The organism is Ollibium composti (assembly GCF_004801285.1).
GTDB lineage: Bacteria > Pseudomonadota > Alphaproteobacteria > Rhizobiales > Rhizobiaceae > Mesorhizobium > Mesorhizobium composti.
This window is the reverse complement of the sequence record NZ_SSNY01000004.1, coordinates 159,127-172,572: the sequence shown is the minus strand read 5'-3', so window position 1 is coordinate 172,572 and position 13,446 is coordinate 159,127. Positions and strand designations below refer to the sequence as shown.

The window sequence follows — 13,446 nt, the reverse complement described above, 5'->3', positions numbered from 1 at the left end:
CTCGAACGGGACCGCGCAAAGGAAAAGGGCCGCGAAAGCCGCGGCCCTTGCGAAAGTTTGCCGGTGCCGGCGTCAGCCCTTGAACAAAGCGAGGATGTTCTGCGAGTTGGTGTTGGCGATGGACAGCGCCTGGATGCCGAGCTGTTGCTGCACCTGAAGCGCCTGGAGCTTGGTCGATTCCTTGTTCATGTCGGCGTCGACGAGCTGGCCGACGCCGCGGTCGATGGAGTCCATCAGCTTGGAGACGAAATCCTTCTGCATGTCGATGCGCGACTTGGCGGCGCCGAGTTCGGAGGCCGCGGCCGTCATCTTGCCCAGCACCTTTTCGATGTCGGTCAGGAGGTTGTCGAACTTGGCGACGTCGCCGGTGCCGGTGATGGCGGACATGCCGGTCGCCGACAGGCTGATATCGAGCAACGATACGCTGGACGCCGAGCCGGCCTTGTCGAGGATACCCGTGCTGGCGGTTGCGTTGGCGTCGATCAGGCGGATGTTCTTGTAGGCGATGTCGATGGAGCCGGTGACGACGGCGCCGGTCGAGTCTCGGTTGTAGGAGGAGATGACCTGCAGCGTCGTATCGGTGGACGCCGAATCAGTTTGCAGCAGGTTGGCTCCGGCATAGGTCGCGCCGCCGATCGAATCCCTGAGCTGGTCCTGGTAGGATTTTATCTCGCTCTGGATCTTGGCGCGGTCCTCGGCGCTCGAGGTCTTGGCCAGCAGGACCTTGGCCTTGATGTCGTCGATGACGTCGATGGCGGAATTCATCGCCGTATAGGCGGTATCGACCTTGCCGGCGCCGAGGCCGAGCGCATCCTGCACGACCGAATTCGCCTTATTGTCGGAGCGCATGGTGGTGGCGATCGACCAGTAGGCGGCGTTGTCGGACGCGGTCGAGACGCGAAAGCCGGTGGAAATGCGGCTCTGCGTCTGTTCGAGCTGCTTGTTGGTCGCATTGAGGCTCTGCAATGCCGTCATCGCAGAGGCGTTCGTCATGATGCTTGCCACGGGCCACCCTTTCCTCGGACATTCCGCCGGGCCGGGGCGCGACGGATACGATCGGTTAACCATAACTAGCCCGTCATGGTTAACAGCCGATTAAAGGGATGTGAGACGATAGCGGAAAGGAAAAAGGCCGCGCTTCCCGGGGAAGCGCGGCCCTTTCGGCCTGATGTTGCCGGCTGTCGCCGGCGCCAGCCTTAGCGGAACAGCGACAGGATCTGCTGCGTGTTCGAGTTGGCGATCGACAGCGCCTGGATGCCGAGCTGCTGCTGCACCTGGAGGGCCTGCAGGCGGGTCGATTCCTTGTTCATGTCGGCATCGACGAGCTGGCCGACGCCGCGATCGATCGAGTCGGAGAGCTTCGAGACGAAGTCCTTCTGGAGATCGATGCGGGCCTTGGCTGCACCAAGGGTCGCAGCACCGGTGGCCATGCCCTTGAGCGCCGTTTCGATGCCGGTCAGCATGTTGTCGAAGGCGGTGCTGGTACCGGCGGAACCGGTGCCCGTGACCTTGAGGTCAAGGATCGACGACTTGGTCGCCGTGGCCGCGCCGACCGCGAACTGCTTGTCGAGGATGCCGGTCCTGGAAGCCGCGGTGCTGCGGCTGTCGATCAGGCGGGTGCTGTCGTTGGTGACATCGATGGTGCCGGTCGAGACCTTGCCCGTCGAGTCGCGGTTGTAGGACGTCATGACCGTCAGCTTGGTGCCGGCGACCGAAGAATCCGTCTTCAGCAGGTTGGAGCCGGCATAGCTGGCGCCGCCGATATTGTCCTTGAGCTGGTCCTGCAGCGCGGTGATTTCCGACTGGATCTTGGCGCGGTCGTCGGTGCTGGAAGTCTTGGCCAGCAGGACCTTTTCCTTGATCTGGTCGACCACGTCGATGGCCGAATTGATTGCCGTATAGGCGGTGTCGATCTTACCGGCGCCGAGGCCGAGGGCGTCCTGGAGGACGGAGTTGGCCTTGTTGTCGGAGCGCATGGTGGTGGCGATCGACCAGTAGGCGGCGTTGTCGGACGCCGAAGAAACGCGGAAGCCGGTCGAAATGCGCGACTGCGTGGTCTCGAGTGCCTTGTTGGTCGCGTTCAGGCTCTGCAGTGCGGTGAGCGCAGACGCGTTCGTGTTGATGCTCGACATGAGTACACGTACCTTACTATATGGATTTTTTTGGCATACCGGCTCGACCGGTATGACGGTACGGCATCATGCCTATGGTCGATCCAGCGACCACCCGCCATTGTCGGGACAATGGCAGGCACTCCCTGAAAAAGAGCTAAGCTTTATGGTTAACGGAAGGTGAAACTTCGCCTTCCGGCGAAAGCCTCGCGCAACCCATGCGACTTACGATGGCGTCCGGGTGCCGGATGGGCACAGGCGCATTGGAGACGTGGATGCCGTCAGCAACGAACGCCCGCAAAAGCGAGTCGCCAGCAGGTGCCCAACCTTTCGCGACCGACAATGTGCGCGGTGCGGACGCGCTGGTGCGGGCGCTGGCCGGCGGCGGGGCAGGGGCCGCGTCCATGCCATCGATCGATCAGGCTGCTTCCGCGCAGGACCGCAAGGCGATCAAGAAGGCTGGGCATCTCCTCAAACAGGCTGTCGAAGCCCTGGACGCGCGCCGTTTCAAGGCTTCGGAGGCGCTCTTCGACGAGGGCCTCGCCCTGCTGGACAATCCACCCTCGCTTTTGTGGTGCTATCGCCTGGTCGCCGCGTCCAAGGCGGCCAACTACGAATATGTCGTCAACAACTACCAGCGCATCCGCGCCCTCGTCTCCACCGAGGACGAGATGGTGGTGGTCGATCGTGCCTGGATCGACTGCCTGACCTCGGCGGGTTTCCTGCATGAGGCGCTGCGGGAAGCCGAGGCGCTGCTGGCGCGGGGCACCAGATACCAGGCTTCCATCATGTCCGCCACGGGCGTCATCCATGCCCGGCTCGGCAATCTCCAAAAGGCGATCGCCATCCAGAAATCGGTTCTCGAGAAGGAGCCGTCGCACATCCTGGCGCGGTGGAATCTCGCGATCCAGCAACTGGAGGCGGGCGAACTGCCCGAAGCCTTCGACAACTACGAGGTACGCTGGGACTGGCCGGATTTTCCCTCGGAGCGCCGGACCTTCGCCATACCGCGCTGGCAAGGGGAAGCCCTCGCCGGAAAGCGGGTGCTGGTGTGGCGCGAACAGGGCATCGGCGATGAAATCCGTTTTGCCAGCATCCTGCCGGACCTGATCGCCACCGGCGCCCGTATCACCTTCGAATGTGCGCCGAAGCTCGCGGCGCTTTTCCGCATATCTTTCCCCGATATCGAGGTGCGGCCCGAGCTGGGACCCGACGCGCGCAAACCGAAAGACTATGCGGGCTTCGACTTCGAGGTTCCGATCGGCTCGTTGGCCCGCCATTTCCGACCGACCGTAGCGGCGATGCAGGCGAAAAGCCGGCCATGGCTCAAGCGCGACGGCGAGATCGAGCAGCGACTGCGCGCCGACATGAACGTCGCGCCGCATCAGCCGGTCATCGGCCTGTGCTGGCGCTCGTCCAACCGCAACGTGCAGCGCAACCAGCAATATGTGAAGGCGGAGTTCCTCGCGCCGCTGAAGCTGCTCGGCACGACGAAGTTCGTCTGCCTGCAATATGACGAATGCCGCGAGGAAGTCGCGGCGATGCGCGAAATGGGCCTGCCCATCTACGATTTCCCGGCCATCGACCAGATGAACGACCTCGTGTCGGCATCCTATCTGACGGGAGCCTGCGACCTTGTCGTCACCGCCGGCACCGCGACCCTGGAGCTGGCAGCGGGCCTCGGCGTCCCCACCGTCCTGTTCGGGCAGAGCGGATCGCAGATCCAGCTCGGCACCGACGGCGTGCCGTGGCATCCGGCGACCCGGTTCCTGCCGCTGGACGCCGACGACCCGATCGGTGTCGCCAAATCCGTCCTGTTCGACTGGAACGCCATTGCCATATGGGCAGGGAAGGCGAGCACGTCGGGGCGGCCGACCGACTGGCGGCTGTCCTATCCGGGGGCGGCTTGAGAGCCTTTTTGAAAATTCCGTGAGGCCGGGCTGCAAACGGCGTCCGACTGTGCTCCGGTGCTCACGTACTTGATGTACGCTCCGCTCCGGTGCTCGCCGGCCACCGTTTTCGCGACGGCCTGACGGTTTTTCAAAAAGGCTCTGAGAGCCATACCCTTGGCCGTGTCCGGGCGCCGCCGGACGCTTTTCCCGGCCGCCAATCGCCCTAATTGAACGACCGCACCAGCGAGCCGATCAAAAGGTTCCAGCCGTCGATCAGCACGAAGAACAGGATCTTGAAGGGCAGCGACACCACTGTCGGCGGCAGCATCATCATGCCCATGGCCATGGTGATGGTGGCGACGATCAGGTCGATGACGAGGAAGGGCAGCACGATCAGGAAGCCGATCTCGAAGCCGCGGCGGATTTCGGAGATTATGAAGGCGGGGACCAGGATGCGCAGGTCGACCGTCTCGCGCGACACCTGCTGGCCGCGCTCGCGCGCAAGGTCGGCGAACAGGTCGAAGTCCTTGTCGCGGACGTTGCGCAGCATGAAGGTGCGGAACGGATCGGAGATCTTCTCCAGCGCCTCGGTCTGGCTGATCTGGTTGTCCATCAGCGGCCTGACGCCGGTGTTCCAAGCCTGGTCGAAGGTCGGCGCCATGACGTAGAACGTCATGAACAGCGACAGCGAGATCAGGATCAGGTTGGCCGGCGTCGATTGCAGGCCGATGCCGGCGCGCAGGATCGAAAAGGCGATGACGAAGCGGGTGAAGCTCGTCACCATGATGAGCAGGCCCGGCGCGACCGAAAGCACGCTGATGAGCCCGAACATCTGGATGATGTAGCCGACGGTCTCGCCGTTGGCCTGACCGATGCCGCCGAGATCGATCTGCTGGGCGGCGGCGGCGCCGGTGAGCGCCAGCAGCGCCAGGAATGCGAACAGCGGCTTTTTCATTCGAACAGAAGCGTCCTGATGAGGACGTCCTTGGCGTGGCCGTCGCTGCGGATGGCGGCGCGTTCCTGCAAGTCTGCCTTGAGATGCTGGTAGCCGCTGGCGCCTTCGACCTGGTACATCTTCAAGGTGCGCAGGTAGGCGAGCAGGTCCTGGTGGATCGCCTCCGTCATCTGAGGCGGCTGCGGCGCGTCGTAGACCACCGACAGGTCCATGCGCACCCACACGTCGGCGGGGGCGGCGAGGTTGGTGGTGATCTGCGGGAGCTGGACCAGCACCGGGGCGCCGGCAACGGGCTTTTCTTCCGCCGGCGCTTCCTCGGTCTTGGCGCTATGGTCCAGCCTGGCGGGTTTCGGCGGCGCTTCCGAGCTTTTCAGGTAGCTGCCCGACATCCAGCCGACGCCGAGGGCGGCGACGGTCATCGCCGCCAGCATGGCGAGCTGGACGATGAGGGACGGTCCCTTCGGCGCCTCTATCTGTTCCGCGTTCGCCATCGGGGACCGGCCTAGAAGGGCAGCACCTGGTCCAGCACCTGCTGGCCGTAGGCCGGCTGCTGGACCTCGGTGATGCGGCCGCGGCCGCCATAGGAGATGCGCGCCTCGGCGATGCGCTCGTAGGAAATCGTGTTGGCCGCGCCGATATCGGCCGGGCGCACCATGCCGGCGATGGTCAGCACGCGCATCTCGGCGTTGACGCGCACTTCCTGCGACCCCTTGATCATCAGGTTGCCGTTGGGCAGCACGTCGGTGACGATGGCGGCGACGTTGAGTTCAAGATTCTCCGACCGCTCGATGGCGCCGTCGGCATTGGTCTCTGTCTTGGAATCGAGGCTGCCCTTGCCCTTGCCGGACGTGCTCCAGCCGTCCCAGCCGAGATCGACGCCGAAGCCGAGCGAGCGGTTGGCGGTGCGGCTGCGGTCGTTCTGGTTCTTGAACTTGGCGCGGTCGTTGATCTTGATCTTGACGGTCAGGATGTCGCCGGCGCGCAGCGCGCGCGGGTCGGTGAACAGCCGGCTCTGGCGATCGTCCCACAACGAGAATTTCTTGACCGGCGCCGACGGCGTTTCAGGATAGCGGTAGGTCGAGACGGTGCCGCCGTCGATGCCGGCGCCGACCGGCGACAGCGCCGGCTCCTTGTTGACCTCCCTGAGATCGGAGGCGCAGCCGGAAAGCAGCATCGCAGCCACCAGGAGGACGTATCTGCGCATCATGACGGGTCTACCCTGCGGGCCGCGCTGGCCATCACCCCGGTAAGGGTGGCGGCGGCCTTCGTTTCCATTTCGTTGAGAATGACGCCGGCCTTGCGCGGATCCAGCTTCATCAGGATTGCGGCGGCAAGTTCCGGCTTGACGGCGGCCAGCCGCTCGGCGGCGGCGTCCGGCTTCATGTCGCCGTAGATCTTGACGACGCCTTCCTCGGCGCGGGCGAGGAAGACCTCGCGGCGCTTCAGCCACAGCTCGTATTCCGAGCGCTTCGCCTCCAGCGCCTTGATGCGGGCGTCGACATCGTCCTGCAATTTCTTGAGCTCGGCCGCCTGAAGGGAGTAGCGGCGGTCGCGCGCGGCGTCGGCGATGTTGGAGCAGAAGCGCTCGACGTCGCTTTGCTCGGGGTTCTTCGCCGCCAGCGAACCGGTCGCCGCCGGCGCGGGTGCGACTGCCTCCCGCTCAAGCGTCTGCGGGGCCGTTGGCGCGCCCGGCAGAACCTGGCGCACCGGCTCGGTGGCCGACGCGGGAGCGCCGAGCAACACAAGGCCGACGGCGATGCCGCCCAAGGCGTGCAGGGCGTTGGAGCGGCGGAGGGGCGGGAGGAGACGTTCAAGCATCGGCGCGGCCTATTGGAGGATCAGGTCGGCTTGCAGGGCGCCGGCCGACTTGATGCCTTGCAGAATGGCGATGATGCCATCGGGCTTGACGCCCAGACGGTTCAGCCCGGAAACCAGCGTTTCCAGGTCCGGTCCGTCGAGAAGGGCGACACGCGCGTCGGGCTGATTGGCCTCGATGACGGTGTTGGGTTCGATCGCCGTCTCGCCCCTGGAGAAGGGCTCCGGCTGGACGACGCGCGGCGCCTCGGTGATGCGCACCGTCAGCGTGCCGTGGCTGATCGCCACGCGCGAGATCCTCACCTGATTGCCGATGACGATGGTGCCGGTGCGGGAATCGACGACAACCTTCGCCGGCGTGTCGGACTCGACCACGAGGTTCTCGACCTCGGCATAGAAGCGCGCCGCCGAAACGCCCTTCGGCTTCTTCACCGAGACGGTGCGGGCGTCGCGTTCGGCCGCGACGCGCATTCCGAAGCGCTGGCCGGTGTAGTCGTTGATGGCGTCGGCAATGCGAATGGCGGTGGAGAAGTCCGGGTTGCGCAATTGCAGCGTCAGCACCGTCTGGTCATCGAACTCGGCATCCACCGCGCGCTCGACGATGGCGCCGTTGGGGACGCGGCCGGCTGTCGGCACGCCTTGCGTGAGCTGCTCGGCCTGGCCCTGCGCGGTGAAGCCGGAGACGATGACGGAGCCCTGGCCGACGGCATAGATCTGGCCGTCGGCGGCCTTCAGCGGCGTCATCACCAGCGTGCCGCCCTGCAGCGAGGTGGCGTCGCCCATGGAGGAGACGTTGATGTCGATGCGCGCGCCGGATTGCACGAAGGGCGGCATGTTGGCGGTGACGATGACGGCGGCGACGTTCTTGGCACGTGCCTGGCCGCCCTCGGTGGCGATGCCGAGGTTCTGCAGCATGGCGCGGATCGACTGTTCGGTGAAAGGCGAGTTGCGCAGGCTGTCGCCGGTGCCCGAGAGTCCGATGACGAGACCATAGCCGACGAGCTGGTTGTCGCGCGCGCTCTGTAGCTGGGCAATGTCCTTGATGCGCGCGGCGACCTGTCCTGGCGGCAACTGGCTGGGTGTCGCCGACACCTTGAACATGCGCGCCGCCGTTGCCGGATCATAGTCCTGCCCGAGCGCTCCCGGTCCCTCCTTGGCGACCAGCGCGCGCTTCTGCCTGGCGTTCAGCCCGTCGGCCAGCGACGGCTGGACCGCCAGCAAAACTGCGACGGCTATGGCGAGGATGCCCTTCATGAGGCGCCGACCTGGACGGTGCCGTCCGCCATCACCGTGCCGGACAGCACCTTGCCGCTGTCGACGTTGCGGACCTTGACGAGGTCGCCGGCGGCACCCGGCTGCAAGGTGACGGCGGTGGTCGAGATGGTGAGGGGGCCGGCGATGAAATAGACCTGCACGGAGGCGCCCTGTTCGACCAGCCATGCCTCACGCAGCGCGCTGACGGGGATGTAGCGGCCGGGCAGCAGCGTGCGCTTGGCGACCTTGCCGTCGAGTTCGGGCGCGGTGGTGGCGACGGCGTCCGGTTTGTGGCGTCCGGGGGCCAGCGTCACTTCCTTCAGCGCGGCAAGGCCGATCGTCTCGCCCGGATAGATGACGCGGCTGGGGATCAGCACGACCTCGTCGGCTGCGGCCGGCGCCGCGCCGGCGCAAAGCGCCAGGGCGAGCGCCATCGAGCGCAGGACCGGAACGAGGATGCGCGCCGCCATCACCGTCACCTGATGTTCTTGGAGACGACGGCGGCCATTTCGTCGGCGGCCTGGATGACCTTGGAATTCATCTCGTAGGCTCGCTGCGCCGAGATCAGCTCGGTGATCTCCTTGACCGGATCGACGTTGGAATTCTCCAGGTAGCCCTGTTCGACGGTTGCATAGCCCGGATCGCCCGGCACGCCGACATTGGCCGCGCCCGAGGCCACCGTCTCCTGGAACAGGTTGTCGCCGAGCGGCGCCAAGCCGGCCTCGTTGGCGAAGGTGGCGAGGGTGAGCTGGCCGAGGTCCTGCAGGTCGTTCTGGCCGTCGATGCGGGCGAAGACCTGGCCGGTCTTGTTGACGATGACCTCGACGGCGTCGGCCGGCACGGTGATGGCCGGGATGACGGCGGCGCCGTCGACCGTCACCAGCTGGCCGGTCGCATTGGTGTTGAAGGCGCCGGAGCGGGTGTAGAGCGGGTTGCCGTCGGCGCCCTCGATCTGGAACCAGCCCTTGCCGGTCAGCGCGAGGTCGTAGTTGTTGCCGGTGCTGGTCAACTCGCCCTGGATGTGGACGTTGCGCACCGCGCTGGTCTTGACGCCGAGGCCGATGGAGACGCCTTCGGGAACGATCGAGCCGTTGGCGCGGTTGGGCACGCCCTGCGTGCGGTCGACCTGATAGAGCAGGTCGGAGAACTCGGCGCGGGCGCGCTTGTAGCCGGTCGTGTTGATGTTGGCGATGTTGTTGGCGATGACTTCCAGATTGGTCTGCTGGGCGTTCATGCCGGTGGCGGCGATGGCGAGCGCTTTCATGGGGCCGTCCTCAGATACTCATGCGGCTGATGTCGAGATAGGCGGAGACGATCTTGTCGCGGATTGCGACCGCGGCCTGCAAAGCCTGCTGGGCGCTCATGACGGCGTCGGCGACCTGGCGGGTGTCGGCGTCGCCCTTGAGCGCCTGAATCGATACCTGCTCGGCGCTCTTCAGCGTGTCGACGGTGTTCGAGGCGGCCCGCGACAGGGCTTCGGCGAAGGACGCGCCGGCGCCGGCGGCCGGCGTGGCCGCATTGGACAGGAGGCCGGTGTCGGCATCGGAGTTGCCGACCGGGGGCCGAAGGTGGATGGCACCGATGCCGCCGATCATCACTGGTTCCTCATCAGGTCGATGGTCATGGAGATCAGGTCGCGCGCCTGCTTGATGACCTGCAGGTTGGCCTCGTAGGAGCGGTTGGCCTCGGTCATGTCGGCCATCTCGATCAGCACGTTGACGTTCGGCAGCTTGACGTAGCCCTTGTCGTCGGCCGCCTCGTTGCCGGGCTGGAACTCGACGGGGAAGGGCGAGGGGTCGCGGTCGATCGAATTGACCTCGACGAGGCTGCCGCCGGAAGCGCGGTCCAGCTCGGCGGCGAAGGATATGGTCTTGCGGCGATAGGGATCGGCGCCGGGCGTGGTGCCGGTGGACTGGGCGTTGGCGAGGTTTTCGGAGACGACGCGCAGGCGCTCAGACTGGGCGCCGAGACCGGACGCCGCGACCTTGAGGGCTGCCGTCAAAGCGTCCATCGCGCGTCAGCCCTTCGTCGCCATGATCATCATGGTGTGGAAGGCCTTGACGATGGCCGTGTTGAGCTCGAAGGAGCGGCGCACCTCGCCGGCCTTCATCAGCTCTTCCTCCATGACGACGGTGTTCTTGGACGGCATGATCGCGCCGGTGTAGTCCTGCGGCTTGACCGAGAAGGCGGCTTCGCTGGCGCCGAAGCCGAGATGACCGCTCTGCGTCGCGCTCAGCGTCACCGCCGTATGGTCGAGCACCTTCTGGAACGGCTCGACGTCGTTGGCGGTGTAGCCGGGCGTGTTGGCATTGGCGATGTTGCCGGCGACAGCGGACTGGCGCACGGCCAGCCACTCGGCTTGCCGCGATGCGAGGTTGAAAAGGTTGACGGGCTCCATGCGCTACTCCGGGCAGGTTTCCGGAGATTAGTGCGCCAGTCTTGCGCGGGCCTTGCGCGGGGGCTGCCGATGCGACCATTGACCGATTGTAATTTATAAATTACATTTTCTGTAATGAAGCTGAAGCAGACCGATACGTTCCGAAAATGGGAAAGGAAGCTCAAGGATCGGAAAGCTCGTGCATTGATAGCGGCTCGCCTTTACCGGCTTGCCAACGGGCTTGCAGGGGACGTGTCGCCCGTCGGCGACGGGGTGAGCGAACTGCGCATCCACTATGGACCGGGATACCGCGTCTATTTCCGGCAACAGGGCGAGACGATCGTCATATTGCTCTGTGGCGGCGACAAGGACACGCAAGCACGAGACATCGCCACGGCGAAACGCCTTGCGGAACAATGGAATGGCTGAGATGACCGACAAACTGCATGATTATGATCCGGCGGACGCGTTGACCTCCGACGAGGCCATCGAGGTGTTTGTGACGGATGCCTTCGAGACGGGGGATGCCCGCTACATCGCCAAGGCGCTTGGTGTGGTCGCCCGCGCCAAGGGTATGACGAAGATCGCGCGCGAAACGGGGCTGGCGCGAGAACAGCTCTATCGCTCGTTCAGCGAAGACGGCAACCCGACGCTGGAAAGCACGATAGCGGTCATGAAGGCCATCGGCTTCGACATGACCGGCAAGCGCCACGCGGCGTGACGAGGCGGAGCTTCGCTATTTCGAGATCTCGATCACCCTGTCGGTGCTGGTGACCAGCACCCAGCGGCCCTTGCGCTGTTCGATCGACTTCACGGTGCTGGAATCGGGCAGGACCGAGCCTTGCTGGACGACCCACAGACCGGCGTCGTCCTCGATCATGGCGCGGCCGTTGGCGATGTGGACGAGGCGGAATATCGCCGCATCGCTGGGGAAGGGCTGCTGGTCAAGGTCGGGCGCAGTGTCGGCGCTCTCGGGCTTCGGCTGCAACGTGCCGGTGGAGAACAGGTCGAGCGCGCTGTCGGGGATTTCCTGATCGACGACCGGCGTGCCGCTGGCATTTGGCCGGGCCTCGACCGTGGCGCGGCCGGCATTGCCGCCCCTGCCGCCGAAGCGGATGGCCTGCACGCCGAACTGGTCCTGATTGAAGAAGATGTACCAGGGAAACAGCGCGCAAACGAGGCCCAGCGCCACGCCGAGCCCGGCGATGACGAGATCGCCGCGATGGTCTTTCTTCTTGACCGGCATGGGGAATTGGACTGCCGGCGGCGGACCCCAGTTGCGCTCGGGAGCTTCTTTCATGGAACGATTGCTAGCATCGTTCCCGCTTAGATTTGGTAAACGGCGGGTTTCCCGCGGCGGCGTAAAGGCCGGCTCGGCGCGCGCGGCGGAAGCGTCGGTCGGCGCAAACAACGCCGCCAATGCGCGCTCCTGCTCTTCGGCCGGCTCCGGGCGGCGAGGCCGGCCGGCCGGGCGCATCCGAGCAAATATGGGCAGGAACGCGTCTCTTGCGTCGGGCAGCCATGCCGCAAGGGAGCGAAGTGGCGAAAACCGCGATCGCCGCGACCGCCCGGCGGCCTCGGTGCGCGCCAGCTGTTCGCGCAGCATCAGCTCGATGTGCGCCAGCTCAGTCTGGCGCGTCTGCATTCTGCTTGACCTTCAGATGACGGGCGAGATCGGCGAAAGGCTCGGCCGAGGGACGATCCTTCGGCGACTGCATCAGCGCTTCGTAGATCAGCGGCACCTGCCGCACGGCCATGTCCAGCTCGGGGTCGGCACCGCCCTGATAGGCGCCGAGCAGGCGGATGTCGCGCGTGTCCTCGAAGCGCGAGATCATCGCCTTCAGCCGCGCCACCAGCGCGCGCTGATCCGGCGACCATGCCTTGCCGGCGAGGCGCGAAATGGAGGACAGCGGATTGACCGGCGGATAGCGCCCCTGTTCGGCGATGGCGCGGTCGAGAACGACATGGCCGTCGAGGATGCCGCGCACCGAATCGGCGACCGGATCGTTATGGTCGTCGCCGTCCACAAGAACTGAGATGATGGCGGTGATCGAGCCTGCGCCTTCCAGCCCCGGTCCCGCCCGCTCCAGCAGCTTCGGCAGGTCGGTGAAGACGGAGGCCGGATAGCCGCGTGCCACCGGCGGCTCGCCGGTGCCGGTCGCCACCTCGCGCAGCGCGTGGGCGAAGCGGGTGATGGAATCCAGCACCAGCAGCACCCGGTGGCCCTGGTCGCGGAAATGCTCGGCAACGCGCATCGCGGTGTCGGGCGCGCGGCGGCGCATCATGGCGCTCTCGTCGCTGGTGGCGACCACGGCGACGGTCTTGGCCATGGCCTGATCGCCAATGGTGTCCTCGAGGAATTCGCGCACCTCGCGACCGCGTTCGCCGACCAGCGCAACGACCACCGTATCGAAGGCGTCGGCGCCGGCGAGCATGGCAAGCAACGTCGACTTGCCGACGCCGGAGCCGGCGAAGATGCCCATGCGCTGGCCGAAGCAGAGCGGCGTGAAGATGTCGATGGCGCGCACGCCGGTCATGAACGGAGTGCCGACGCGCTGGCGGGCCATTGCGCCGGGCGTCGCGTGGACGGGTTCGCCTGGATCGACGCCCCTGACCAGCGGCGGACCGCCGTCGATGGCGCGCGCCAGGGCGTCGATGGCGCGGCCGCGCCAGGAAGGATGCGGGGTGATCGCCAGCGGGCCGCGCCGGAACACGGCATCGCCGATGCCCGCGTCGGCGCTCCTCTCGAAAGGAGCGACGACGACTTCGTCGCGGCCGATGCGGACGATCTCGCCGAGCCGCGCGCCGAAGCGGCTGCGCTGCTCGACCACGTCGCCCAGCCGGGCGATGTCGGACAGGCCGCGCACATGGTAATGCGTGGCGGAAACCTCGCTGACGCGACCGCCCCGGCGCAGGACGGCGTCGTCGCTTTCGAAGCGGTGCCACAGCCGCTCCAGCAGCGCCAGACGCGTTTCGGGCGCCTGTTGCTGCGGCCGGTCGTCGGCGCGGATCGGCAGGGATGCGGGCGGCGACATGCGGCGG

General features: G+C 66.0%; 17 protein-coding genes. 3 read left to right on the top strand and 14 right to left on the bottom strand.

Annotated elements, in window-relative coordinates; genetic code table 11:
* Nucleotides 1–72 precede the first annotated feature (72 nt).
* Complete coding sequence (locus E6C48_RS09040; protein ID WP_136356289.1) at nucleotides 73–1,005, bottom strand: flagellin N-terminal helical domain-containing protein; 933 nt, start codon at nucleotides 1,003–1,005, stop codon at nucleotides 73–75.
* Nucleotides 1,006–1,196: 191 nt separating this feature from the next.
* Nucleotides 1,197–2,132, bottom strand: coding sequence for a flagellin N-terminal helical domain-containing protein (locus tag E6C48_RS09035; RefSeq protein ID WP_136356287.1), 936 nt, complete (start codon nucleotides 2,130–2,132; stop codon nucleotides 1,197–1,199).
* Nucleotides 2,133–2,386: 254 nt separating this feature from the next.
* Between E6C48_RS09035 and E6C48_RS09030 the strand changes: the two genes are divergently transcribed.
* On the top strand, nucleotides 2,387–4,021 hold the full coding sequence (locus E6C48_RS09030; RefSeq protein ID WP_136356285.1) for a tetratricopeptide repeat-containing glycosyltransferase family protein: 1,635 nt from the start codon (nucleotides 2,387–2,389) through the stop codon (nucleotides 4,019–4,021).
* 205 nt (nucleotides 4,022–4,226) lie between these two features.
* Here the strand turns inward: E6C48_RS09030 and fliP are convergent, their stop codons facing one another.
* From fliP to flgB, 10 genes are read right to left on the bottom strand one after another with little or no spacing between them, the layout of a single operon-like run.
* Nucleotides 4,227–4,958, bottom strand: coding sequence for a flagellar type III secretion system pore protein FliP (gene fliP / locus E6C48_RS09025; RefSeq protein ID WP_136356282.1), 732 nt, complete (start codon nucleotides 4,956–4,958; stop codon nucleotides 4,227–4,229).
* On the bottom strand, nucleotides 4,955–5,449 hold the full coding sequence (locus tag E6C48_RS09020; protein WP_136356280.1) for a flagellar basal body-associated FliL family protein: 495 nt from the start codon (nucleotides 5,447–5,449) through the stop codon (nucleotides 4,955–4,957). The genes fliP and E6C48_RS09020 overlap by 4 nt, the downstream gene beginning before the upstream one ends.
* A gap of 11 nt (nucleotides 5,450–5,460) precedes the next feature.
* Entirely contained in the window at nucleotides 5,461–6,165 is a 705-nt protein-coding gene (gene flgH, locus E6C48_RS09015; protein ID WP_136356278.1) for a flagellar basal body L-ring protein FlgH, read from the bottom strand.
* On the bottom strand, nucleotides 6,162–6,776 hold the full coding sequence (locus E6C48_RS09010) for a MotE family protein (protein WP_136356276.1): 615 nt from the start codon (nucleotides 6,774–6,776) through the stop codon (nucleotides 6,162–6,164). The genes flgH and E6C48_RS09010 overlap by 4 nt, the downstream gene beginning before the upstream one ends.
* Nucleotides 6,777–6,785: 9 nt before the next feature.
* Entirely contained in the window at nucleotides 6,786–8,027 is a 1,242-nt protein-coding gene (locus E6C48_RS09005) for a flagellar basal body P-ring protein FlgI (RefSeq protein WP_136356274.1), read from the bottom strand.
* Nucleotides 8,024–8,497 carry a flagellar basal body P-ring formation chaperone FlgA gene (flgA, locus tag E6C48_RS09000; RefSeq protein ID WP_136356272.1) on the bottom strand — a complete coding sequence of 158 codons (474 nt, stop codon included), beginning with the start codon at nucleotides 8,495–8,497 and terminating at the stop codon, nucleotides 8,024–8,026. The genes E6C48_RS09005 and flgA overlap by 4 nt, the downstream gene beginning before the upstream one ends.
* Before the next feature lie 5 nt (nucleotides 8,498–8,502).
* Complete coding sequence (flgG, locus tag E6C48_RS08995; RefSeq protein ID WP_136356270.1) at nucleotides 8,503–9,291, bottom strand: flagellar basal-body rod protein FlgG; 789 nt, start codon at nucleotides 9,289–9,291, stop codon at nucleotides 8,503–8,505.
* Nucleotides 9,292–9,301: 10 nt separating this feature from the next.
* Nucleotides 9,302–9,625 carry a flagellar hook-basal body complex protein FliE gene (locus E6C48_RS08990; protein WP_168734490.1) on the bottom strand — a complete coding sequence of 108 codons (324 nt, stop codon included), beginning with the start codon at nucleotides 9,623–9,625 and terminating at the stop codon, nucleotides 9,302–9,304.
* Nucleotides 9,622–10,038 (bottom strand): flagellar basal body rod protein FlgC, encoded by a 417-nt coding sequence (gene flgC, locus E6C48_RS08985; protein ID WP_136356266.1) that lies wholly within the window; start codon nucleotides 10,036–10,038, stop codon nucleotides 9,622–9,624. Before flgC ends, E6C48_RS08990 begins: the two co-directional genes overlap by 4 nt.
* A 6-nt stretch (nucleotides 10,039–10,044) precedes the next feature.
* Nucleotides 10,045–10,425, bottom strand: coding sequence for a flagellar basal body rod protein FlgB (flgB, locus tag E6C48_RS08980; RefSeq protein ID WP_136356264.1), 381 nt, complete (start codon nucleotides 10,423–10,425; stop codon nucleotides 10,045–10,047).
* 114 nt (nucleotides 10,426–10,539) lie between these two features.
* On the opposite strand from flgB, the gene E6C48_RS08975 reads away from it, so the two are divergent.
* Both E6C48_RS08975 and E6C48_RS08970 read left to right on the top strand, forming a co-directional pair.
* On the top strand, nucleotides 10,540–10,833 hold the full coding sequence (locus E6C48_RS08975; RefSeq protein ID WP_136356262.1) for a type II toxin-antitoxin system RelE/ParE family toxin: 294 nt from the start codon (nucleotides 10,540–10,542) through the stop codon (nucleotides 10,831–10,833).
* Nucleotide 10,834: 1 nt separating this feature from the next.
* Nucleotides 10,835–11,125 carry an addiction module antidote protein gene (locus tag E6C48_RS08970; RefSeq protein WP_136356260.1) on the top strand — a complete coding sequence of 97 codons (291 nt, stop codon included), beginning with the start codon at nucleotides 10,835–10,837 and terminating at the stop codon, nucleotides 11,123–11,125.
* A 15-nt stretch (nucleotides 11,126–11,140) separates the two neighbouring features.
* On the opposite strand, the gene E6C48_RS08965 is transcribed toward E6C48_RS08970, so the two are convergent.
* Entirely contained in the window at nucleotides 11,141–12,049 is a 909-nt protein-coding gene (locus E6C48_RS08965; RefSeq protein ID WP_136356258.1) for a hypothetical protein, read from the bottom strand.
* Nucleotides 12,030–13,439: a flagellar protein export ATPase FliI gene (gene fliI, locus E6C48_RS08960; RefSeq protein WP_136356256.1), complete on the bottom strand. Its 1,410-nt coding sequence runs from the start codon at nucleotides 13,437–13,439 to the stop codon at nucleotides 12,030–12,032. The genes E6C48_RS08965 and fliI overlap by 20 nt, the downstream gene beginning before the upstream one ends.
* Between the last annotated feature and the right edge of the window lie 7 nt (nucleotides 13,440–13,446).

Bases quoted from the DNA above. Each gene is read 5' to 3' on its own strand.
- E6C48_RS09030 (WP_136356285.1), top strand. From the start codon at position 2,387: ATGCCGTCAGCAACGAACGCCCGCAAAAGCGAGTCGCCAGCAGGTGCC.
- flgH (WP_136356278.1), bottom strand. From the start codon at position 6,165: ATGATGCGCAGATACGTCCTCCTGGTGGCTGCGATGCTGCTTTCCGGC.
- E6C48_RS09005 (WP_136356274.1), bottom strand. From the start codon at position 8,027: ATGAAGGGCATCCTCGCCATAGCCGTCGCAGTTTTGCTGGCGGTCCAG.
- flgB (WP_136356264.1), bottom strand. From the start codon at position 10,425: ATGGAGCCCGTCAACCTTTTCAACCTCGCATCGCGGCAAGCCGAGTGG.
- E6C48_RS09020 (WP_136356280.1), bottom strand. From the start codon at position 5,449: ATGGCGAACGCGGAACAGATAGAGGCGCCGAAGGGACCGTCCCTCATC.
- flgA (WP_136356272.1), bottom strand. From the start codon at position 8,497: ATGGCGGCGCGCATCCTCGTTCCGGTCCTGCGCTCGATGGCGCTCGCC.
- fliI (WP_136356256.1), bottom strand. From the start codon at position 13,439: ATGTCGCCGCCCGCATCCCTGCCGATCCGCGCCGACGACCGGCCGCAG.
- E6C48_RS09035 (WP_136356287.1), bottom strand. From the start codon at position 2,132: ATGTCGAGCATCAACACGAACGCGTCTGCGCTCACCGCACTGCAGAGC.
- flgC (WP_136356266.1), bottom strand. From the start codon at position 10,038: ATGGACGCTTTGACGGCAGCCCTCAAGGTCGCGGCGTCCGGTCTCGGC.
- fliP (WP_136356282.1), bottom strand. From the start codon at position 4,958: ATGAAAAAGCCGCTGTTCGCATTCCTGGCGCTGCTGGCGCTCACCGGC.
- E6C48_RS08970 (WP_136356260.1), top strand. From the start codon at position 10,835: ATGACCGACAAACTGCATGATTATGATCCGGCGGACGCGTTGACCTCC.
- E6C48_RS08965 (WP_136356258.1), bottom strand. From the start codon at position 12,049: ATGCAGACGCGCCAGACTGAGCTGGCGCACATCGAGCTGATGCTGCGC.
- E6C48_RS09010 (WP_136356276.1), bottom strand. From the start codon at position 6,776: ATGCTTGAACGTCTCCTCCCGCCCCTCCGCCGCTCCAACGCCCTGCAC.
- flgG (WP_136356270.1), bottom strand. From the start codon at position 9,291: ATGAAAGCGCTCGCCATCGCCGCCACCGGCATGAACGCCCAGCAGACC.
- E6C48_RS08975 (WP_136356262.1), top strand. From the start codon at position 10,540: ATGAAGCTGAAGCAGACCGATACGTTCCGAAAATGGGAAAGGAAGCTC.